Genomic DNA, 21160 nt, shown 5'->3' with positions numbered 1-21160 from the left:
TGCCGTCCGAGGGACGAGAACATCGCGCCGGACTCTCGGCAGGGGTGAACGAACCGGTCTAGATTGCCGGTTGACTCGATTCGTACCCCCACCCGAGGCACTCCAGGAGCACCACCGTGACGGAGCACCCGTCGGCCGCCGAGGATTCCGCCGCCCTGCTGCGCGGCCGGATCGACACCCTGCGGCCGCACACCGCCCGTATCTGGAACTACTGGCTCGGCGGCGGCGACTACTACGAGGTGGACCGGGTGGCCGGTGACCGCATCCGCGCGCTGCACCCGGAGATCGGCGCCTACGCCCGCGCCGACCGGCTCTTCCTCGGGCGGGCCGTGCGCCATCTGGCAGCCGAGGCGGGGATACGGCAGTTTCTGGACATCGGCGCCGGGCTGCCCACGGCCGAGAACACCCACGAGGTCGCCCAACGGCATGCCCCGGACGCCCGGGTGGTCTACGTCGACAACGACCCGTTGGTGATGGCGCACGCCCGCGCGCTGCTGACGAGCGCGCCGCAGGGCCGCACCGACCACCTGGAGGAGGACCTGCGCGACCCCGACGCGATCCTCCAACAGGCCGCCGCCACCCTGGACTTGGGTCGGCCGGTCGCCCTGATGCTGCTGGGCGTGGTCATGTTCGTGGGGGAGGACGCGCAGGCGTACGGCATCGTGCGGCGGTTGATGGACGCACTGGCGCCGGGCAGCCATCTGGTGCTGTCCCACACCGTCGTCTCCCCCGGGATGCCGGAGATCGACTCGGCGGTGCGGTTCTGGAACGCGCACGGCACCCCGGAGCTGACCCAGCGCACCCCGGCGGGTGTCGCCCGCTTCTTCGACGGGCTCCACCTCCTCGATCCGGGGGTGGTGTCGTGCTCGCGCTGGCGGCCCGACCCGGCGGAGGGGGGCGAGGCGGCGGAGGTCGCGATGTTCGGCGGGGTGGGCCGCAAGGAGTGAGAACTCCGGCCCGCTGAACGCTGCGTTTCCCGGCCGCGTATGGAGGGGCGGGTCCGCGACGACCGGAGGACCCGGCGGTGTTGACGCCGTGTGATCGGGTTCGGGAGTCAGGCATGAGGCACGCACGACGACGGATCGTCCGGCGAGCGACGCGGTGCGCGGCGGTCGGCGGACTTCTCCTCGGAGGAACGATGGTGACGCAGGCCGCCCTGGCGAGCGAGCCCGCGGACACGTCCGCCGTGCCGTTCAGCGCGTCGACCGACGAGGCGGGCGCCGCGCTGGTGTCCACGCTCGGCACGTCCCGCACGGCGGGCCACTGGGTCGACGACGAGGGCCGCCCGGTGGTGGCGGTGACCGACGCCGAGGCCGCGGCCGAGGTGCGGCGGGCCGGGGCGGTGGCCAAGGTGGTGTCGCACAGCATGAACGAGTTCCAGCGGGCGGCGGCGACGCTGCGGGCGGCGCCCAAGGTGCCCGGCACGGCCTGGGTGGTGGACTACCGGACCAACCGGGTGGTGGTGCAGGGCGACAGCACCGTCTCCTCCGCCGACTGGTCGCGGATGACAGACGTGGCCTCCGGCATCGGTGACTTCGTGCGGATGGAGCGCACCAAGGGCACGTTCACCACCCGGTTGAACGGCGCGCAGCCCATCCTGTCGACGGGCGGGCGCTGTTCGGCGGGGTTCAACGTCACCAACGGCACGACCGACTTCATCCTCACCGCCGGGCACTGCGGCCCGAAGGGGTCGACCTGGTTCGCGGGCAGCCAGGCCAGCCAGCAGCTCGGCACGACGGTCGAACAGAGCTTTCCCGGCAACGACTTCTCCCTCGTCCAGTACGCGAGCGGCACCGCGGGCGCCGGTGCGGACGTGGTCGCGATCGGGGACGGCAACGGGGTGCGGATCACCGGCGTGGCCGATCCGACGGTGGGGCAGCGGGTGTTCCGCAGCGGCAGCACCAGCGGGCTGCGCGACGGCCAGGTGACCGGTCTCGACGCGACGGTGAACTACCCCGAGGGCACGGTGACCGGTCTGATCGAGACCACCGTGTGCGCCGAACCGGGCGACAGCGGTGGCCCGATGTTCTCGGAGGGCATCGCGCTGGGCGTGACCTCGGGCGGCAGCGGCGACTGCACGGCGGGCGGGACGACGTTCTTCCAGCCGGTGACGAAGGCGATGGCCGCGTTGAACGTCCGGTTGATCGTGGCGAAGCAGGCCGCCGCCGACCGGAGCGGGACCCCCTCGGGCACGCCGTCCGCCCCGGCCACGCAGGCCGCGCTCGCCCCGGGCTCGACCTCGCCGGGTTCCTCGACGCCGTCGACGGGCGGCGCGGGCGGTTCCTCGCTGCTGGCCGGTCTCACCGACCCGGACACCATCGGCCCGGGCCTGCTGGTGATCGGGGGCAGTCTGATCGCGCTGGTGGGCACCCGGTACTTCCGAGCGGAGCAGGACCGCAAGGAGTACCAGCGGTACTACTCGGCGACCTGGGGATGAGCGGGCCGGGCGAGCCCTGCGGACGGGGCGCCGCGAACGGCGGGCAGGGCCACGGAAATCCCGGGGAGTCCGGGGCGGAGGGCAAGAAGAAGGGCACCCAGCTGGTGGGTGCCCTCGATGGAAGCGGGGTCGGGCTGGTCGTCGAGGCTCGGCGGGGTCCGGTCAGGCCGGTCAGGCCGCTCGGGCCGGCTGGGGGACCGCGGCGGCCCACTCCAGGACGAGGCGCTGGTACTCCGCACGCTGCTCGCCGCTCAGTGTCCCGCCCGACCGGCGCCACAGGGCCCGGATCTCCTCGTTGACCTCGTCCGCCGATCGCTCGGAGCCGGGTTCAACAGTGGTGGACATGATGTGAAGCATACGGTCAGCAAGGTGAAGGCGCTGTGAGTGATCAGGAGTAAACCCGACATATCGGACCGTGTTGCTGATCACGTCCATCTGACCATGATCGGCGGCCAGTTGATCCCCGCGCGCCCCGCTCACCGGTCGGCGCCCAGCACGAGCACCTGGATGGCCAGCACCGCGGCGCCCCGGGCCCAGTCGTGGAAGTCGGACACCTTGGTCTCCAGCGCGACGGGGTCGGCCAGCGGATGGCGGAGCCGGCGGATGGTGTCCCGCACCGTGTTCCCCGCCACATCCATCAGCCCGACGCCCTCCCCGGCGAGCAGGATCTTCTGCGGCATCGCGAAATTGGCGATCTGCGCGACAAGGGTGCCCAGCGCGCGAGCGGCCTCGTCGATCACCCGGGCGCACATCGGCTCCCCGGCGTCCGCGCGGGCGAGGATCTCCTCGTAGCCGTGGTCGCGGCCGGTGGCGGCGCCGACCTGGTAGCGGATGCTGGAGACGGTCAGCAGGGACAGGGCGCTGCCACGCTCGCCCTCGGGGGTGAGCGGCCCGTGCGGGTCGACGATCCAGTGGCTGCCGAAGCCCCGGTCCTGCTCGGCGGCGCGCACCCGGGTGCCGCCCAGCACCAGCCCGTAGCCGACGCCCGCGCCGATGGTGAGGACCACGAAACGGTCCAGACCGCGTCCGGCGCCGAACCAGGTCTCGGCCTCGACCAGGGCGGCCACGTCGTTCTCGACGACGACGGGGAGCCCGGTGCGTTCCTCGACGAGGGCGGCGAGCGGGACGTCGTGCCAGCCGAGGAACGGCGACTCCCCCACCACGGCCCGGTCGGACACATGGCCGCCGACGCCGATGCCGATCCCGGCCGACCGGGGGTGGGCGCGGGCCAGTTCGGCGGCCATCTCGGCGACCAGGTCGGCGACCCGGGCGGGCTCGTGGGTGGTGAGCGGGCGGGCGTGGCGGGCGACGATGTCGCTTCTGAGGGTGGTGACGACGGCGTAGACCGCGTCCTCGGTGATCTTGAAGCCGAGGAAGGAGCGGGACTCGGCGACGATGTCGAGGGGCTGCGAGGGGCGCCCCTGCCGGCTCTCCGCGAGGGCGTCGGCCTCGACGAGCAGGCCCGACTCGATCAGGGGTTTGGTCAGCCGGGTGAGGCTGCCTGCGGAGAGGTCGAGGCGCCGGGCGAGGTCGGTGCGCGAGAGCGGGCCGCCCACGAGCACCTCGATCGCCACCGCCCGCTCACCGGGGCTGAGCGGCAGCCAGCTGGCGGCAGCTGTGGTCATGAAGGGCGAACTCCCCCACCATTTCTTTTGCTCTGAAACCAACAAACTCACTGTAGCGGTCAAAGTCCGCCAGGGAAAAGGTTCCGCACACCTCTTGACGGCTTGATTCTTCCACCCCAAAAGTAAGTGCCCCGAGGATGCGCCGCCGAGACAAGGGAGTCTCCCGATGACCATGGCCTCCAGCAGCCCACCGACGCGCCCCTCGGCGCCGAGGGGTGACGGGCGGCTCGCCGCCGTCTTCCTCGCACCGGCGCTGCTCGGTTTCGTGGTCTTCCTGCTCTGGCCGACCCTGCGGGGCGTCTGGCTGAGCTTCACCCGGTTCAACCTGCTGACCCCGGCCGAGTGGGTGGGCCTGGACAACTACGTGCGGATGGTCCACGACCCCGTCTTCTGGGACTCGTTGCGGGTCACCGTCGGCTATGTGCTCGTCAACATCGGCGTCCAGACGGTGTCGGCGCTGGCCATCGCCGTCCTGGTGCAGCGGCTGACCCGCTCGGCGCTGCTGCGCGGGATCGTGCTCATGCCGTATCTGATGTCGAACGTCGTCGCCGGGATCGTCTGGCTGTGGATTCTGGACACCCAACTCGGCATCGGCAACCAGATCCTCGCCGGGCTCGGCCTCGACCGGATCGCGTTCCTCGCCGACGAGACCTGGGCCGTTCCGACGCTCGCGCTGATCAACGTGTGGCGGCACGTCGGCTACACCGCGCTGCTGCTGTTCGCCGGGCTCCAGGCGATCCCGGACACCCTGTACGAGGCGGCGCGGGTGGACGGGGCGGGCGAGGGGCGGATGTTCTGGCGGATCACCCTGCCGTTGCTGCGGCCGGTCCTCGCGGTCGTGCTGATCATGACGGTGATCGGGTCGTTCCAGGTCTTCGACACGGTCGCGGTGACGACCTTCGGCGGCCCCGGCAACGCGACCAACGTCCTCCAGTACTACATCTACGGGGCCGCCTTCGGCCGCTTCCAGTTCGGCTACGCCTCGGCGATGTCCGTGGCCCTGCTCGTGGTGCTGAGCGCGATCACCGTCCTGCAATACCGGCTCACCCGGGCCGGCCGCAGCGACCTCGGCTGACGGGGAAGGAACCGACCGCATGACCGGCATGACCGCCGTGAGAACGGCACCCGCACCCGCCCGCCTCTCCACCCACCGGCCCTCACTCGGCCGGATCGCCGCGTGGACGGCGCTGGGCGTGATCGTCCTGGTCACCCTGCTGCCGTTCTACTGGATTCTGCGCACCGCGCTGTCCACCAACGCGGGCCTGGCCGCCGACCCCGCCGATCCGCTGCCGGTCGATGTGAGCCTCGGCGGCTTCGAGCGGGCGCTCGGCCTCCAGTCGGCCGAGGAGGCGATCGCGCAGGGCGGCGCGGGCGGCGGGCTGACGTTCTGGCGCTATCTGCTCAACTCGGTGCTGGTATCGACGTTGGTGACGGTCTGTCAGATCTTTTTCTCCGCGATGGCCGCGTACGCCTTCGCGCGGTTGCGCTGGCGGGGCCGGGACACGGTGTTCGGTCTGTTCCTGGCCGGGCTGATGGTCCCGGCGCTCTTCACGCTGCTGCCGAACTTCGTGCTGATCAAGCAACTCGGCCTGGTGGACAGCCTGGTGGGGATCGCGCTGCCGACGATGTTCATGACGCCGTTCGCGGTGTTCTTCCTGCGCCAGTTCTTCCTGAACATACCGGCCGAGGTCGAGGAGGCGGCGCTGCTGGACGGCGCCGGGAAGGTGCGGGTCTTCTTCCGGGTGCTGCTGCCGATGGCGGCCACCCCGGTGACGACGCTGGCCGTGCTGACGTACATCACCTCCTGGAACGACTACTTCTGGCCGCTGATGGTGTCCTACAGCGACCGCTCCCGCGTCCTGACCGTCGCCCTGGCGATCTTCCGGGGCCAGACTCCGCAGTCCGGCGTCGACTGGTCGGGGCTGATGGCGGCCACCCTCATCGCCGCCCTGCCGATGCTCGCGCTGTTCGGCTTCTTCGCCCGCCGCATCGTCGGCTCCATCGGCTTCACCGGCATCAAGTAAGGGGACTCACATGCGCGTTGGATTGCGGAGGGGGGCGGCGTCGGCCGGTGCGCTGGCGCTGGCCCTGGTGAGCGGCTGCGCGGGCGGCTCGGTGCCGGGGGCGTCGTCGCGGACGGTGTCGTACTGGCTCTGGGACGCCAATCAGCTGCCCGCCTACCAGGCCTGCGCCCGGGGGTTCGAGCAGGACAACCCCGGACTGGACGTGCGGATCACGCAGATGGGCTGGGACGACTACTGGACGAAGCTCACCGCGAGCCTCATCGCCGGGACGCAGCCGGACGTGTTCACCGACCACATCTCGAAGTTCGGCCAGCTCGCCGAGTTGAAGGTGCTCGAACCCCTGGACGGCCTGGGTCTCAAGGACGACGCCTACCAGCCGGGCCTGGCCGCCAACTGGACGGGCCAGGACGGGCATCGCTACGGCGCCCCCAAGGACTGGGACACGGTCGCGCTGGTCTACGACACGAAGCGGGCGAAGGCCGTGGGGCTCGACGCCGACCAACTGGAGAACCTCTCCTGGAACCCGAAGGACGGCGGCACCTTCGAGAAGGCCATCGCCCGGCTCACCGTCGACGAGAACGGCAGGCGGGGCGACGAACCCGGCTTCGACCGCAGCCACGTGAAGGTGTACGGGCTGGCGAGCAACGGCGGCGGCGACGGTGACGGGCAGACCCAGTGGAGCACCTTCGCCGCCTCCGCGGGCTGGACCTATACGGACAAGGAGCGCTGGGGCACCGCGTACCGGTACGACAGCGCCACGTTCACGTCGGTGGTCTCGTGGTACTTCGGGCTGGTGAAGAAGGGGTACATGGTGCCGATCTCCGCCTTCAACTCCCAGTCCAACCCGGCCAATGTGCAGGTCGCCTCCGGGCAGGCGGCCGCCGCGTTCGACGGCGCCTGGATGATCTCGACGTACGCCGGGATGAAGGGCGTCGACGCCGCCACCGCCCGCACGCCGACCGGCCCGACGGGCGAGCGGGCCACCATGCTGAACGGTCTCGCCGACTCCGTCACCCGCAACGCCCGCAACAAGGCGGGGGCGTTGACGTGGGTGCGGTACCTGGCGTCGGACGACTGCCAGAAGACGGTGGGGAGTTACGGCATCGTGCTGCCCGCGACCCCCGCCGGGACGGACGCGGCGGTGGCCGCCTACCGGAAGAAGGGCGTCGACATGTCGGCGTTCACCGAGCCGGTCACCGACCCGGCGGACTCGACCACGTTCTCGTTCCCGATCACCGACCACTCGGCCGACGTGTTCGCGCTGATGCACCCGGCCATGCAGGACGTCTACGCGAGCGGCGGCTCGGTGGCGGGCCTGTCCTCGACCAACCGCCAGATCAATCTGATCCTCGGCCAGTGACCGAGCCGTCCCACCCATCCTCGAAGGGCACCCCCACCATGACGTTCTCCCTCGGCATCGTCGGTGCCGGTCAGTTCTCCGGCCAGTTCGCCACGTTGTTCCTGGCCCACCCCGGCGTCGGTGACGTGTATGTCACCGACCTGCTGCCGGAGCGGGCCGAGCGGCTCGCCGCCGCCCAGGGCCTCACCGGCACGTTCGAGTCCTACGAGGCGATGCTGGAGTCACCGGACGTCGACGCCGTCGCCCTCTTCACCCAGCGCTGGACGCACGGCCCGCTCGTGCTCCAGGGGCTCGGCGCGGGCAAGCACGTGTACTCGGCGGTGCCCATGGCGATCACCACCGAGGAGGTCGCGGCCATCATCGACGCGGTCAAGGAGACCGGCCTGACCTACATGATGGGCGAGACCAGCCAGTACGTCCCGGCGACCGTGCACGCCCGCAACCAGATGGCCCAGGGCGCCTTCGGGCGGCTCTTCTACGCCGAGGGCGACTACGTGCACGACATGGACCTCGGCTTCTACGAGGCGTACCAGTACAGCGGCGGCGACAACTGGAAGGCCACGGCCAGCTATCCGCCGTTGCTGTACCCGACGCACTCGGTGGGCGGGGTGCTGGGCGCCTGGCAGACGCACGCGGTCAGCGTGTCGGCGATCGGGGTGGTGGACCAGCGGGGCGACGGTGTCTTCGACCGGTCGGTGAGCCAGTTCGACAACGACTTCTCCAACGCGACCGCGCTGTTCGAGGTGGCGGGCGGCGGGTCGTTCCGGACCAACGAGTTCCGGCGGGTGGGGTACCCCTCGCACATCCGGGAGTCCCGGTTCCGCTTCTTCGGCACCGAGGCGAGCATGGAGCAGCTGGCGACGGTCGCGCTGTGGCAGGACAAGAACGGCGTGCAGGACATCAGCGAACTTCTGGAGCCCAAGCCCACGATGTCCCCCGACGACCCCTCGCTCCAGCACATCGCCCCCGACCTGCGGGCCGCGTTCACCTCCGGCTCGGCGCCCGTGCACGACCGGGAGCGGCTGCCACGGTCGTTCGACCGTCTGCACAACGGCCATGAGGGCAGCCACCACTTCCTGGTGGACGACTTCGTCAGGGCCGTCGCCACCCGGACCCTGCCGACGGTCAACGCGTGGGTGGCGGCCCGCTACACCCTGCCGGGCATCGTCGCGCACGCGTCGGCACGGCAGGGCGGGGCACGGCTGGCGATCCCGGACTTCGGGGACGCGCCGCAGGCGTGAGCGCGTCCGTGGGCCGGGCGCCCGGTGGGATCAGGTGCCCGGCTTGCGGCCGTAGACGTAGACGTCGTCGCCGTTGCGCAGCAGGGACCAGTACTTCTTGGCGGCCGTGGTGGTCATGTTGACGCAGCCGTGGGAGCCGGGCGGGTTCCACATGCTGACGCCGACCGAGTGGAAGGCCTGGCCGCCGTCGAAGAACTGGCTGTAGGGCATGGGCACGTCGTAGATCGTGGAGACGTGGTCGATGTGCCGCCAGTAGATCTTCTTCAGTCCGGTGCGGGTCTCGTAGCCGTCGCGGCCGGTGCGGACCGGGACGGGGCCGTAGACGAGCTTCTTGCCGTCCTGAATCCAGCTGAGCTGGAGGGTGAGGTCGACGCAGGCGATGCGGCCCTTGTTGGTGGGGCATGTGCCGGCCTTGTTCGGGGTCTTCCCGACGGCCTTCTGTTTGTTCATCAGGGTCATCACGCCCCAGGTGACCGGGCCCGCGTAGCCCACGTTGGGGGTGATGCCGTGCTTGGTCTGGAAGGCCTTGGTCGCCTTGCAGTCGGTGACGGACTGTCTGCCGTCGACCGGGCGGCCGAGGAACTTCTCGACCTGCTTCTGGTAGGGCCCGGTCGGTGCGGTGCAGCCCGTCGCGGCCTGCGCCGGCGCGGTGCCGAGCGCGAGGGTGAGCGGTGCCACCAGCGCGGTGACCCCCAGGACGACGGCTCCCCGTCTGCGTATGTCCCCCATGCCGTCTCGCCTTTCGCGTGGAGTGGTCAGGGTGTGGTCGCTGAACTGCGATCCCCGCTCACTGGACCGGCGTCGGTCGGGATCGGTTGTGGGCGCGGCGGCTCTGCGACGAAACGGTGACATTACCGTGTGATCAGTAGGACCGGGAAGGATGCGAAACAAGCCGCATTTCCAGGATTGGCCCGCGTTCCCGGCCGGGTGGCGGACCTACCCTCGCCTCATGCATCGCGCCCTCGCCGACGACCTCGCCCGGCTTCCCGAACTGCTCCGGTCCGCCCGTGATCTCGCCGCCAAAGAGCTGGCCGGGCTCGCCGAACGGCCCGTCGCCCAGCCCGGTGCGGCGCCCCCGGCCGTGCCGTTGCCGGTGGCGGGGACGGGTGGCGCGGGCGCGTTGACACGGTTCGCGCAGCGGTGGGCGCCGGGGTTCTCGGGGTCGGCGGGGCCGCGTTATCTGGGGTTCGTGACCGGTGGCGCGACGCCCGCTTCGGTCGCCGGGGACTGGCTGACCAGCGCCTACGACCAGAACGTGTCCGGAGCGGCCGGTTCCTGGGCGGCCGCCCTTGAGCACGAGACGGTGGGCTGGCTGCGGGAGTTGTTCGGGCTCGGCGCGGCGCACACGGGGGCGTTCGTGACCGGGGCGACGGTGTCGAACACGGTGGGCCTCGCGGTCGGCCGGGAGTGGCTCGGGGAGCGGCTGGGCGTGGACGTGTCGCGGGCCGGGGTGGCCGCGCTGGGCCCGGTGGACGTGCTGTCCGGAAGCCCGCACTCCAGCGTGGGCAAGGCACTGTCGGTGCTGGGCATCGGCCGGGACCAACTACGGCCTGTGCCGCTGCTGGAGGGCAACCGCGAGGCCGTCGATGTGGGGGCGCTCGACGCCGCGCTGACGGCGCTCGGTGGCCGTCCGGCGCTGGTGGTGGCGAACGCGGGCACGGTGAACACCGTCGACTTCGACGACCTGCGGGCCATCGCCGCGCTCAAGGAACGACATGACTTCTGGCTGCATGTGGACGCCGCGTTCGGCGCCTTCGCCGCGCTCAGTCCGGCCCACGCGCCGCTGGTGGCCGGGCTCGACGCGGCCGACTCGGTCTGCGTCGACCTGCACAAGTGGCTGAACGTGCCCTACGACGCGGCGATCCAGTTCACCCGGCGCCGTGACCTCCAGGTCGCCGTGTTCCACAACGCCTCGCCCTACCTCGGACTCCCCACCGCAGAGCCGGACTTCCTGCACCTCACCCCGGAGAACTCCCGGCGCCTGCGGGCCCTCCCGGCCTGGTTCTCCCTCCAGGCCTACGGCCGCGACGGGCATCGGGAGATCGTCGAACGGAACGTCGCTCTCGCCCGTGCCCTCGGTGAACGTCTGGACAGCGCGCCGGAGTTGACGCTGCTCGCGCCGGTCCGGCTGAACGTCGTCTGCTTCACGTCGGCCACCGGGGCGAGCCCGGAGCGGATGGCCGCGCTGGCGTCGGCGGTCACCGCGAGCGGCGAGGCCTTCCTCACCCCGACGGTGTACCGGGGAACTCCCGCGCTGCGGGCGGCGTTCAGCAACTGGAGCACGACGGAGGCGGACGTGGAGCGGGTCGCGGCGGCGGTGACACGGGCGGCACGCGCCTGAGCCACACCGACCGCTCCCCTCTGCAACTCCCTTGTCCCGCCGCCCTGTTGCCGGTCGTGCGCGGCAACCCACGGTGACCGCAGGGGGCTTGCGGGCGTTCTGGTCACCGGTATCCGGTCACGTCGGCCGGGCGGCCCGGGTCCTGTACCTCGACGAGGTAGCGCAGCGCGTCCGGGCGGCTGCCGTCGAGGTCGGTGAAGCCGTACTCCTGGGCGAGTCCCCCGCTGGAGAGGGACGCGCCGTTGAAGCGGGCGACCTCGGGGTCGGCGGCGAGGGCGGCGACGGCCCGGCCGACGTAGCGGGGGCTCTCGGAGATGGCGAAGTGCGGGACCCGGTCGAGGGCGTCGTGCCAGGTGGGCTCGGTGACCCCGAAGTGGTCGAGCATCATCTCGGAGCGCAGCCAGCCCGGGGTCAGGGCGAGGGCGGTGGCCCCGCGCGGGCCGAGTTCATGGCCCAGCGAGAACGCCATCCGCAGGACGGCCGTCTTGGCGAGGTCGTAGAAGAAGCTGTTGCGGTAGGTGGCGCGGTTGTAGTCGGCGGTGCCGTCGGTCATCTCGACGAGCAGTCCGCCGGGCCGGCGCAGCAGCAGGGGCAGGGCGTGGTGGCTGGTGACGGCGTGGGTCTCGACGGCGAGCCGCAGCAGGCGCAGTCCGTCGTCGAGGTCGTGCTCCCAGAGCGGGGTGTCCCAGGCGAAGAGGTGTTCGGCGCCCCAGATGTCGTTGACGAGGACGTCGAGCCTGTCCTGTTCGGTGGCGATCCGCTCGACGAGGGCGGCGACCCGGTCGGGTTCGAGGTGGTCGGTGGGGACGGCGATGCCGTGGCCGCCGGCCTCGGTGACCAGGTCGGCGGTGTCCTCGATGGTCTCGGGGCGGTCGTACTCGGAGCGGTGGTCGCGGGTGGTGCGTCCGGTGACGTAGACGGTGGCACCGGCCGCGCCGAGTTCCACCGCGATCCCGCGTCCGGCGCCTCGGGTGGCCCCGGCGACCAGGGCGACCTTGTCCTTCAGTGGTGCGGACATGTCCGACCTCCCGTTGTTCCTGTCCGTGCGGTCACCGATCAGGTTGCCGGGGAAACCGGACATCTCCTGTCGCCTTTTCGGCGCGTCTCACGCCGTTCCGGCTGATCCCCTGTCGGTCACCGCGCTCCACGGAGTCTCGCGGCGAGGGCGTCGTCGTCGGGGAGGAACCAGATGTGTCCGCCCTGGTTGGTCTCGTGGACGAGGTCACGCAGCGCGGAGCTGTCGGCGAGGTGGTGGGAGAGGTCACCGATGACGGCCAGGCGGACCCGGTAGGCGACGAACTTCTGGAGGACCGCGCCCGCGACACCCGACCTGAGCTGGAAGAAGGCGTCGGTGACTCGGGAGGCGGGCAGCACGACCAGTTCGGCGCCCTGCCCCATGGCGTCCCCGATCAGATCGAGGGCGGACTGTTCGCCGTCGAGCGCCGGGCCGTCGGGGGCGCAGCGCAGGACGGGGACGTCATGGAGCGTCACGAGCGTGTCAGTGGTCATGACAAGGCAGCGTAACGGCGGCCGGTCCGCCGGGCACCGGGGTTTCCGGTGGCCCGGACGGGGTCAGTGGCCGCGCGCGATCCACTCCGCCAGGTGCGGGGCCTCGGCGCCGATGGTGGTGGGGTCGCCGTGGCCGGTGAGCACCTCGGTCTCGGGCGGCAGGGTGAGCAGCCGGTCCCGGATCGAGTCGATGATGGTCGGGAAGTGCGAGTAGGAGCGGCCGGTGGCGCCGGGCCCGCCCTGGAAGAGGGTGTCGCCGGTGAAGACCGCACCGAGCCCCGGGTCGTGCAGACAGACCGCGCCGGGCGCGTGCCCGGGGGTGTGCAGCACCCGGAGGTCGACGCCCGCGGCTTCGATGACCTGGCCGTCGACGAGATGCGCGTCGGGGTCGCGGTCGGGGTGGGTCTGCTTCCACAGCGGCAGATCGTCGGGGTGCAGCCAGATCTTGGCACCGGTCAGGTCGGCCAGCGCGGGCGCGGCGTCGATGTGGTCGTTGTGGGCGTGGGTGCACACGATGGCCACCAGGCGCCGGTCACCGACGGCCGCCGCGATGGCGTCGGCGTCGTGGGCGGCGTCGATGACGAGGGCCTCATGGTCGTCGCCGACGATCCAGACGTTGTTGTCGACGTCCCAGGTGCCGCCGTCCAGGGTGAACTGGCCCGAGGTGACGAGGCGTTCGATGCGCGCGGCCATCACAGGACCACCACCGAGCGCAGGACGTCACCGTCGTGCATCCGCTCGAAGGCCTTCTCGATGTCGGTGAGTTCGATGGTCTCCGTCACGAACGCGCCCAGGTCCAGGCGGCCTTGGAGGTGGAGGTCGATCAGCATCGGGAAATCGCGCGAGGGCAGACAGTCGCCGTACCAGGAGGACTTCAGGGCGCCGCCGCGGCCGAACACGTCGATGAGCGGCAGCTCCAGCTTCATCTCCGGGGTGGGCACGCCGACCAGGACGACGGTGCCGGCGAGGTCGCGGGCGTAGAAGGCCTGCCGGTAGGTCTCCGGGCGGCCGACGGCCTCGATGACGACGTCGGCGCCGAAGCCGCCGGTGAGGTCCCGGATCGCCTCGATCGGGTCGCTGGTACGGGAGTTGACGGTGTGGGTGGCGCCCATGGTGCGGGCGGTCTCCAGCTTCCGGTCGTCGATGTCGACGGCGATGATCTTGGCGGCACCGGCGAGTCCGGCCCCGGCGATCGCCGCGTCGCCGACGCCGCCGCAGCCGATGACGGCGACGGTGTCACCGCGGCCGACGTTGCCGGTGTTGAGGGCGGCGCCGATGCCGGCCATCACGCCGCAGCCGAGCAGCCCGGCGACCTGCGGGGCGACGGCCGGGTCGACCTTGGTGCACTGGCCGGCCGCGACGAGGGTCTTCTCGGCGAAGGCTCCGATGCCGAGCGCCGGGGAGAGTTCGGTGCCGTCGGTGAGGGTCATCTTCTGCTTCGCGTTGTGCGTGTCGAAGCAGTACCAGGGGCGGCCCCGCAGACAGGCGCGGCACTGGCCGCACACCGCACGCCAGTTGAGGATGACGAAGTCGCCGGGCTGGACGTCGGTGACGCCCGCGCCGACGGACTCGACGACGCCGGCCGCCTCGTGGCCGAGCAGGAAGGGGAACTCGTCGTTGATGCCGCCCTGCTTGTAGTGCAGGTCGGTGTGGCAGACCCCGCAGGCCTGGATCTGGACGACGGCCTCGCCGGGCCCGGGGTCGGGTACGACGATCGTCTCCACCCGCACCGGCTCGTCCTTGCCCGGTGCGATCACGCCCCGTACTTCCTGCGCCATGGTGCTGGACCCCTTCCGTCGGCCGGTGTGTGTGCCCTGACCCTACGCGCAACTGATCAGTAGGGAGACGGTTCCAGGCCGCCCCGACCGCCATCCCGGCCCCGATCCGCCCGGGGAGGTGGGTCCGCCCGGGGCACGCGGGCCCGGAACACCCGCCGCGCTCCCCCTCCTCCGGCTCCTCCGGCTCCTCCGGCTCCTCCGGAACCGATGGCCCGCCGGGCCGACCGCTGCCGGGGCCGACGTAGCCTGAGAGCTTCCGCCGACCCGAAGGAGCGCCGTGAGCGTCGCAGAGTCCCGGCCCGTCCCGCCCGCCTGGCGCCTCCTGCTCGGGTATGTGCGGCCGCACCGCAGGGCCCTGGCGGCGGGCGCGTTCCTCTCCCTGCTCACCGGCGTGACCGGGCTGCTGCTGCCGCTGGTCGCGAAGGGGCTGATCGACGACCTGTCCCACGACCGCGCCATCACCGGCGCGCTCCTTGCCATGTCGGCGCTGGTGGTCGCCAACGCGGCGCTGGGCGGGCTCGGTTCGTATGTGCTGCGGCGCACCGCCGAGTCCGTGGTGCTCGGCGCGCGGCGCACCCTGTCGTCGTATCTGCTGCGACTGCGGATCACCGCCGTGGACCGCAGCGAGCCCGGTGACCTGATGGCCCGGATCACCTCGGACACCACCCTGCTGCGCCAGGTCACCACCGACTCCCTGGTCGGCCTGGGCACCGGCGGGCTGACGCTGGTCGCGACGGTGGTGATGATGGGGTTCGTGGACCCGGTGCTGCTCGGGGTCACCCTCGCGGTGGTGGTGGGCGCGGGCACGGTGATCGGCGTGATGTTCCCGCGCATCCAGCGGGCGAGCCGCCGGGCGCAGGACGCGGTGGGCGCGATGGGTGCCTCGCTCGAACGGATACTGGGGGCGCTGCGCACGGTCAAGGCGTCCGGCGCCGAACACCGCGAGGAACGCACGCTGCACGCGGCCGCCGAGGAGTCCTGGCGGCAGAGCGTGCACGCCGCCAAGTGGTCGGCCGCCGCGGGCAACACGGCGGGCCTCGCGATGCAGATCGCGTTCCTCACGGTGCTCGCGGTGGGCGGGGCGCGGGTGGCGACGGGGGCGATCGACGTCGGCACCCTGGTCGCGTTCCTGCTGTACGTGTTCTATCTGATGGCGCCGATCCAGCAGGTGGTCAACGCGGTCACCCAGTACCAGGCGGGCTCCGCCGCGCTCGCCCGTATCCAGGAGTCGCTGGCCCTGCCCGCCGAACCGGCCGCGCAGGCAAGCCCGTTGCCCGCCCCGGACGCCGAACCGGCCGCCCTCGCCTTCGAGGACGTCCGCTTCCGCTACGACGACGACCTGCCCTACATCCACCACGGGGTGACGTTCACGGTGCCGGCCCGGGGCATGACGGCGTTCGTCGGCCCGTCCGGCGCGGGCAAGACCACGGTGTTCTCGCTCATCGAACGGTTCTACGATCCCGCGTCCGGCACCATCACCTTCGATGGACGGCCGCTCGGCGACTGGGAGTTGCCCGCGCTGCGGGCGGCGATCGGGTACGTGGAGCAGGACGCGCCGGTGCTGTCCGGTTCGTTGCGCGAGAACCTGCTGCTCGGCAACCCGGAGGCGGGCGAGGACGCGCTCGACGAGGTGGTGAAGACGACCCGGCTCGACGGTCTGGTGGCCCGGCTGCCCAAGGGGCTCGACACGTTGGTGGGGCACCGGGGCACCAAGCTGTCCGGGGGTGAGCGGCAGCGCGTCGCCATCGCCCGCGCCCTGCTGCGCCGGCCCCGGCTGCTGCTCCTCGACGAGGCGACCTCGCAGCTGGACGCCGTCAACGAGGCGGCGTTGCGGGACACCGTCGCCGATGTGGCCCGGGAGACGACGGTGCTGGTCGTCGCGCACCGGCTGTCCACGGTGACGGCGGCCGACCGGATCGTCGTCATGGACGCGGGCCGGGTCCGCGCGGTCGGCACCCACCGGGAACTGGTGGCCGCCGATCCCCTCTACGCGGAGCTGGCGACCACCCAGTTCCTGGCGACGACGGGCTGAGCACGGCCCCGTCGCCTGCCTCCCCCCATGACGAGGGCCGCCCGGTGCGTACCGGGCGGCCCTCGTCAGGTGTGCGGTGACGGCTAGGCGCCGAGCAGTCCGAGGACGGGCGCGGCCGGGGCGAGGACCTGTCCCACCTCTTGCAGGTTGTTCAGCCCGTTCAGCTCCTTGAGCTGCTGGGACGGCTTCGGCAGGTTCGCCTGGTGCTGGGCGGGGATTTCCTTTGTGGTGAGCGAGTCCAGCATCGCCATCGGGTTGATCTTGCCGCTGTCCGCGGCGGGCTCGGCGGCGGACGCGAGCGGGGCGGCGAGACCGGCGAGCCCGGCGGCGAGACCAACGGCGGCGACCATACGACGTGTTGAGATCATGCCCTCAGCAACGGCGGACCGCGCCCGCCGGTCACGGGCACCGGGCGCCCCTCACCCGACAGGCGGAGCACCGGCCCCGCGCTTGCCTGGGCGCCCCGGCCGGAGGAGCCTCGAAGGTGAGCCGTGAAGGAGGCGACCATGACCCTCGCCGCACCCACCCGGGCCCGGACATGGGCCGGCTGACCGATCGAGCCCCGGGAATCGCCGTCACGTCCCGGCTGACCTGGACGTTCTCGGCACGGATCACCCGAGGCCGCCGCCGACCCGGCCCCTTCGCCAGCGCGGGCCGCCTGGTCTCGGCCGCTCTGCTCCGCCGGGCCCTGACGGCGGCCCGGCCCCGCCCCTGCCCGCCTGCCGCCCAAAGTCGGCACCTGCGCCGCCGGTGAGCCGGGGCCGCCACATCGGTACGACCCTGGGCCGCGGGTTCGATTTCTGACCTCGTCGGTTCGCGGTGCGGCCCGTCCGGCGGGTTCGGACGGGCCGCGCGGGGAGCGTCAGTCGAGGGTCCACTTCTGGTTGCTCTGGCCGTTGCAGGTCCACAGGACCAGGGGGCTGCCGTTGGACGTGGCGTTGTTGTAGGCGTCCAGGCAGAGGCCGGAGTTGACGTTGACGAGGGTGCCGTTGCCGCCGACGGTCCACTTCTGGTTGTTCTGGCCGTTGCAGTCCCAGATCACGACCTTGGTGCCGTCGGTGGTGCCCTGGTTGTAGGCGTCGAGGCACTTGGTGCCGTACACGACCAGTTCCTTGCGGGACGTGGCTGTCCAGGCCTGGTTCTGGCCGCCCTCGCAGCTCCACAGCTGGGCCTGGGTGCCGTTGGTGAGGGTGTTGTCGTCGATGTCGAGGCAGCGGCCCGACTGGCCGCCGATCACCTGGTTGCCGTCGGCTCCTGGCAGCGGGCGGACCGTGAGGTCGGCGAGGGTCGGGGCGCCGGTGAAGGTCAGGGTGTTGGCGGAGCCCTTGGCCAGGCCGACCTGGAGGGAGACGGTGCCCTGTGAGGAGCCGGTCGGCGGGAAGGAGACGGCGGTGGAGCCCTGCCCGTTGACCTTGAGGGTCGCGGTGCGGGCGCTCGCGGTGTTGTTGGTGTAGGCGACGTCGACGACCTTCACGCCGGTGCTCGTGGCGCTCACCCCGGAGAAGGCGGAGGTGCCGGTGTAGGTGCTGCTCGCCGCCTCGGTGCCGCCGGTGACGGTGAGCAGCACGGAGCCGCCGGCCGGGACGCTGGTCGTGTAACTCGTCCCGTAGGAGCCGACATTCGCGCGGGCCCACAGGTCACGGACGGTCGCCGACGCGTTGGTGAGGCCGAGGTCGGACCAGCGGACGGTGATGTTCTGGGCGCTGGAGGTGCGGTTGAGCAGGACGACGGCACGGTTGCCGGTGCCGGACAGGACCTTGCCGTAGACCTGGAGTCCGGCGGTGTCCTCGGCGACCTTGACGCCCTGGAGTCCGCGCGCGTCCTGGTCGACGCCGATGACCTCGGGGTTGGTGAGGATGCCGGCGGTCTCGGAGGTCATGGTGGTGAGGTCGTTGCCGGCCAGCAGGGGGGCGCCGGAGACGGCCCACAGGTTCATGTGGGTGCGGTTCTGGGCGGCGGTGAAGCCGCTCATGCCGACCATCAGCATGTCGGGGTCGTTGTAGTACCCGGTGTGCTGGGCGGTCGGGTGCAGGGTCTGGTCGAAGTTGGAGAGCAGGTTCGTCATGGACGGCGCGTTGCCGTAGTAGATGATGTCGGTGCTGGTGCGCCAGAGCGGGGCCTGGCCCGGCGCCCAGTTCCAGGGATTCTGCTCACCCCAGTTGCAGATGGACAGGGTCAGCGGGCGCCCGGTGGTGGCGGCGGCCTTGGAGACGGCGTCGCTGATCGACTGGTAGGTGCTCGCCGCGTCCAGCTTCTCGGCCGCGCCGCCGCACCAGTCGACCTTGACGAAGTCGAAGCCCCATCGGGAGAACTGCGTCATGTCCTGGTCGTAGTGGCCCTCGCTGCCGCTGCCGGGCGCGGCCGGGCGGCCGGTCGGGTAGTAGTAGCCGCACCCGTCCTTGCCCGCGTCGGTGTAGATGCCCGCCTTCAGGCCCTTGCTGTGGATGTAGTCGGCGATGGCGCTCATGCCGCCGGGCCACTCGCCGGTGTCGACGGTGATGTTGCCCGCGCTGTCGCGGGTGCCCTGCCACCAGCCCTCGTCGATGTTGATGTGGTCGTAGCCCGCGGCGGGCAGTCCGGACCGGGCGAAGGCGTCGACCTGCTTCTTGATGACGTTGTAGTCGATCTTCGCGGCGAAGCTGTTCCAGGAGGCCCAGCCCATCGGGGCGGTGGGCACGGCGATCTGACGGCTGGTCGCGGCCCGCGCCGGGGCGGGCGCGGCGAACAGCAGCGCGGCGGTGACGGCCAGGACCAGCGCCAGGAGAGGGGCGAGCGGTCTGCGGGGCGTGCGCGGTGGGGCGTACATGCGGCTCCTTCGACAGGGGGACCCCGGGGTGGCAATGTCCCAGGGTGTCGAGATTTCGAACGAGGATCGGAGAACCGAACGCGTCGCGGGCCGAAATTAGAGCCGCCGACCGTCCGAAGTCAACGGTTGTGACAGGCGCGAAGTGACCGACAGGGAGGCCTTGTTGTCACCGGGGTTGTCACCGGGCGCCGTCGGCGGCCGCATACTGGCCGACGTGCGAGTAGCGATCATCACCGCGGGCTCCCGGGGTGACGTGGCCCCCTACACCGGCCTCGGGCACGGGCTCGCCCGCGCCGGACACGAGGTCACGCTCGTCACCCACGCCCGGTTCGAGCCCCTCGTCGCGGGGTCCGGGGTGCGGTTCCATCCGCTGCCGGTCGACCCGCACGCCGAACTCCACTCCGCTCGCGGGCGCGGGCTGCACCGCAGTACCACCGGCGTCGGCAAGCTGGTGCGGGCGGTCGGGATGGCGCGGGCCCTGGTCGACCGGATGACCGGCGAGCTGGTGGCCGCCGCCCGCTCCAGCGACCTGCTCCTGCTCTCCGCGCCGGTGGCCCCGCTCGGCCACACCGTCGCCGAGGGCCTCGCCCTGCCGAGCCTCGATGTGCCGCTCCAACCCCTCGCCGCCACGCGGGAGTTCGCGCCGCCGATGCTGACGGACCGGTCCTTTGGAGCGCACGGCAACCGGCTCGCCGGACACGGGGTGGCTCTCGCCGTGGAGCAGGTCTTCGCGGGCGCCCTGCCCGCCCTGAGACGGCAGTTGGGGCTCCCGCCGCTGAGCGCCGTGGCGGCCTGGCGGGCCCGGGAGCGGCGGGCGCCGCGCGTCCTGCACGGGTTCAGCGACCTGGTGGTGCCGCGCCCCCGGGACTGGCGCCCGGGTCTCGACATCACCGGTTACTGGTGGCCCTACGACGGGGCCGCCCAACTCCCCCCGGCGCTGCGGGACTTCCTCGACGCGGGGCCGCCCCCGGTCTTCGTCGGCCTCGGCAGCGCGACCGTGCCGCACCCCGAGCGGCTGAGCGCGGCCGTGGTGCGGGCGCTGCGGCGGGCGGGGCTGCGCGGGGTGATCCAGCGCGGCTGGGGCGGGCTCGCGGCGCACGGCGACGACATGCTGACCATCGACGACGTCCCGCACGCCCTGCTGTTCCCGAGGACGGCCGCCGTGGTCCATCACGCGGGCGCGGGCACCACGGCGGCGGGGCTGCGGGCCGGGGTCCCGGCGGTGCCGGTGCCGATCCAGTTCGACGAGGCGTTCTGGGCGTCGCGCCTGGTCCGCCTGGGCGTGGCACCCCGCGCCCTGCCGCTCAGGCACCTCACGGCGGACACCCTCGCCCTGGCCCTGACCCGGGCGACGACCGACCCGGCGTTCGGGCGGCGGGCCCGGGAGCACGGCGCGCGCATCCGGGCCCAGGACGGAGTGACACCGGTACGGGAGGCGGTGGACCGGCTGAACTCCGGTTCTCTGTAACGGCGTTGGGGTCCGCCCAGGTCACGAGGTAGGGGTCGGTGGGTCGGTGGGGTCCCGTCGCGGGGGCGGAGGATGGCGAGGAGCCGGCCGACGAGTTCGTCGACGACGACGACGAGGGTGGCGTGCACCCAGCCCGCGTTCCCGTCGTGCAGCAGGCCGTTGACGCCGCCGATGAACGCCGCGCACGGCGATGCGGTAGTCGCGGGGCGCCGCCTCCCCGTGCGCGGCGGCGGTCTCGGCCTCGGCGCAGCTGAGGTCGACCCCGCGGGAACGGCGGGCCAGGCGCTGTTCCGCCAGGCGGGGGCTGACGCCGATGATCTCGACGAAGGTGATCCGTATCCGGCGTGGATCGCCGCTCACGAAGGCCGCGTAGGCGCCGAAGAGCGCGGCGGTCCGCTCGGCCAGCGGGCGGTCGCGGCCGTGGGGGGGGGCCCCCCCCCGGGGGGGGGCCCGCGCCCCCCGGGGGGGGGGGGGGGGGGGCCCCCCCCCCCCCCCCCCCCCCGGGGCGGGGGGCGCGCCACCCGGTCGGGGGCCGCGCG

General features: G+C 72.1%; 19 protein-coding genes and 1 pseudogene. 10 read left to right on the top strand and 10 right to left on the bottom strand.

Going from position 1 to position 21160, the window contains the following annotated elements; all coding sequences use genetic code 11:
- Positions 1–116 precede the first annotated feature (116 nt).
- On the top strand, positions 117–947 hold the full coding sequence (locus ACIQOU_RS11930) for an SAM-dependent methyltransferase (protein WP_401536265.1): 831 nt from the start codon (positions 117–119) through the stop codon (positions 945–947).
- Positions 948–1060: 113 nt separating this feature from the next.
- Entirely contained in the window at positions 1061–2437 is a 1377-nt protein-coding gene (locus tag ACIQOU_RS11925) for a S1 family peptidase (protein ID WP_401536264.1), read from the top strand.
- Between the two features lie 171 nt (positions 2438–2608).
- Here the strand turns inward: ACIQOU_RS11925 and ACIQOU_RS11920 are convergent, their stop codons facing one another.
- Both ACIQOU_RS11920 and ACIQOU_RS11915 read right to left on the bottom strand, forming a co-directional pair.
- Complete coding sequence (locus ACIQOU_RS11920; protein WP_401536263.1) at positions 2609–2794, bottom strand: hypothetical protein; 186 nt, start codon at positions 2792–2794, stop codon at positions 2609–2611.
- Between the two features lie 119 nt (positions 2795–2913).
- Positions 2914–4062 carry an ROK family protein gene (locus ACIQOU_RS11915; RefSeq protein WP_401536262.1) on the bottom strand — a complete coding sequence of 383 codons (1149 nt, stop codon included), beginning with the start codon at positions 4060–4062 and terminating at the stop codon, positions 2914–2916.
- 166 nt (positions 4063–4228) lie between these two features.
- Here ACIQOU_RS11915 and ACIQOU_RS11910 point away from each other — a divergent pair, with 166 nt between their 5' ends.
- Genes ACIQOU_RS11910 through ACIQOU_RS11895 form a run of 4 tightly spaced genes read left to right on the top strand, consistent with a single transcriptional unit; the run spans position 4229 to position 8687 of the window.
- Positions 4229–5137, top strand: a complete 909-nt coding sequence (locus ACIQOU_RS11910; RefSeq protein WP_401536261.1) for a carbohydrate ABC transporter permease — start codon at positions 4229–4231, stop codon at positions 5135–5137.
- Positions 5138–5165: 28 nt separating this feature from the next.
- Positions 5166–6086 (top strand): carbohydrate ABC transporter permease, encoded by a 921-nt coding sequence (locus ACIQOU_RS11905; protein ID WP_401536723.1) that lies wholly within the window; start codon positions 5166–5168, stop codon positions 6084–6086.
- Positions 6087–6096: 10 nt separating this feature from the next.
- Positions 6097–7446: an extracellular solute-binding protein gene (locus ACIQOU_RS11900; RefSeq protein ID WP_401536260.1), complete on the top strand. Its 1350-nt coding sequence runs from the start codon at positions 6097–6099 to the stop codon at positions 7444–7446.
- Between the two features lie 38 nt (positions 7447–7484).
- Positions 7485–8687, top strand: coding sequence for a Gfo/Idh/MocA family protein (locus tag ACIQOU_RS11895; protein ID WP_401536722.1), 1203 nt, complete (start codon positions 7485–7487; stop codon positions 8685–8687).
- A gap of 30 nt (positions 8688–8717) precedes the next feature.
- On the opposite strand, the gene ACIQOU_RS11890 is transcribed toward ACIQOU_RS11895, so the two are convergent.
- On the bottom strand, positions 8718–9416 hold the full coding sequence (locus tag ACIQOU_RS11890; RefSeq protein WP_401536258.1) for a L,D-transpeptidase: 699 nt from the start codon (positions 9414–9416) through the stop codon (positions 8718–8720).
- Positions 9417–9636: 220 nt separating this feature from the next.
- On the opposite strand from ACIQOU_RS11890, the gene ACIQOU_RS11885 reads away from it, so the two are divergent.
- Entirely contained in the window at positions 9637–11028 is a 1392-nt protein-coding gene (locus ACIQOU_RS11885; RefSeq protein ID WP_401536257.1) for a pyridoxal phosphate-dependent decarboxylase family protein, read from the top strand.
- A gap of 103 nt (positions 11029–11131) precedes the next feature.
- Here the strand turns inward: ACIQOU_RS11885 and ACIQOU_RS11880 are convergent, their stop codons facing one another.
- From ACIQOU_RS11880 to ACIQOU_RS11865, 4 genes are all read right to left on the bottom strand, one after another.
- On the bottom strand, positions 11132–12046 hold the full coding sequence (locus ACIQOU_RS11880) for an SDR family oxidoreductase (RefSeq protein ID WP_401536256.1): 915 nt from the start codon (positions 12044–12046) through the stop codon (positions 11132–11134).
- A 116-nt stretch (positions 12047–12162) separates the two neighbouring features.
- A complete protein-coding gene (locus ACIQOU_RS11875; protein ID WP_401536255.1) occupies positions 12163–12537 on the bottom strand; it encodes a DUF4180 domain-containing protein in 375 nt (124 codons plus the stop codon).
- 63 nt (positions 12538–12600) lie between these two features.
- Positions 12601–13230, bottom strand: coding sequence for an MBL fold metallo-hydrolase (locus ACIQOU_RS11870; protein WP_401536254.1), 630 nt, complete (start codon positions 13228–13230; stop codon positions 12601–12603).
- Positions 13230–14315 carry an S-(hydroxymethyl)mycothiol dehydrogenase gene (locus ACIQOU_RS11865; RefSeq protein ID WP_401536253.1) on the bottom strand — a complete coding sequence of 362 codons (1086 nt, stop codon included), beginning with the start codon at positions 14313–14315 and terminating at the stop codon, positions 13230–13232. The genes ACIQOU_RS11870 and ACIQOU_RS11865 overlap by 1 nt, the downstream gene beginning before the upstream one ends.
- Positions 14316–14592: 277 nt before the next feature.
- On the opposite strand from ACIQOU_RS11865, the gene ACIQOU_RS11860 reads away from it, so the two are divergent.
- Complete coding sequence (locus tag ACIQOU_RS11860; protein WP_401536251.1) at positions 14593–16347, top strand: ABC transporter ATP-binding protein; 1755 nt, start codon at positions 14593–14595, stop codon at positions 16345–16347.
- Between the two features lie 83 nt (positions 16348–16430).
- On the opposite strand, the gene ACIQOU_RS11855 is transcribed toward ACIQOU_RS11860, so the two are convergent.
- Entirely contained in the window at positions 16431–16715 is a 285-nt protein-coding gene (locus tag ACIQOU_RS11855; RefSeq protein WP_401536250.1) for a hypothetical protein, read from the bottom strand.
- A gap of 116 nt (positions 16716–16831) precedes the next feature.
- On the opposite strand from ACIQOU_RS11855, the gene ACIQOU_RS11850 reads away from it, so the two are divergent.
- Complete coding sequence (locus ACIQOU_RS11850) at positions 16832–17101, top strand: hypothetical protein (protein WP_401536248.1); 270 nt, start codon at positions 16832–16834, stop codon at positions 17099–17101.
- A 108-nt stretch (positions 17102–17209) separates the two neighbouring features.
- Here the strand turns inward: ACIQOU_RS11850 and ACIQOU_RS11845 are convergent, their stop codons facing one another.
- Positions 17210–19153 (bottom strand): RICIN domain-containing protein, encoded by a 1944-nt coding sequence (locus ACIQOU_RS11845; RefSeq protein ID WP_401536247.1) that lies wholly within the window; start codon positions 19151–19153, stop codon positions 17210–17212.
- A gap of 214 nt (positions 19154–19367) precedes the next feature.
- On the opposite strand from ACIQOU_RS11845, the gene ACIQOU_RS11840 reads away from it, so the two are divergent.
- Entirely contained in the window at positions 19368–20621 is a 1254-nt protein-coding gene (locus ACIQOU_RS11840; protein ID WP_401536246.1) for a glycosyltransferase, read from the top strand.
- 47 nt (positions 20622–20668) lie between these two features.
- On the opposite strand, the pseudogene ACIQOU_RS11835 reads toward ACIQOU_RS11840, so the two are convergent.
- Positions 20669–21035, bottom strand: a pseudogene (locus ACIQOU_RS11835) (TetR/AcrR family transcriptional regulator); the annotation flags it as partial.
- Positions 21036–21160: the final 125 nt, after the last annotated feature.

It is taken from the genome of Streptomyces sp. NPDC091279 (genome assembly GCF_044757465.1).
Taxonomy (GTDB): domain Bacteria; phylum Actinomycetota; class Actinomycetes; order Streptomycetales; family Streptomycetaceae; genus Streptomyces.
Note: the sequence above shows the minus strand (reverse complement) of the source record. Positions and strands in the feature narration are given on the sequence as shown.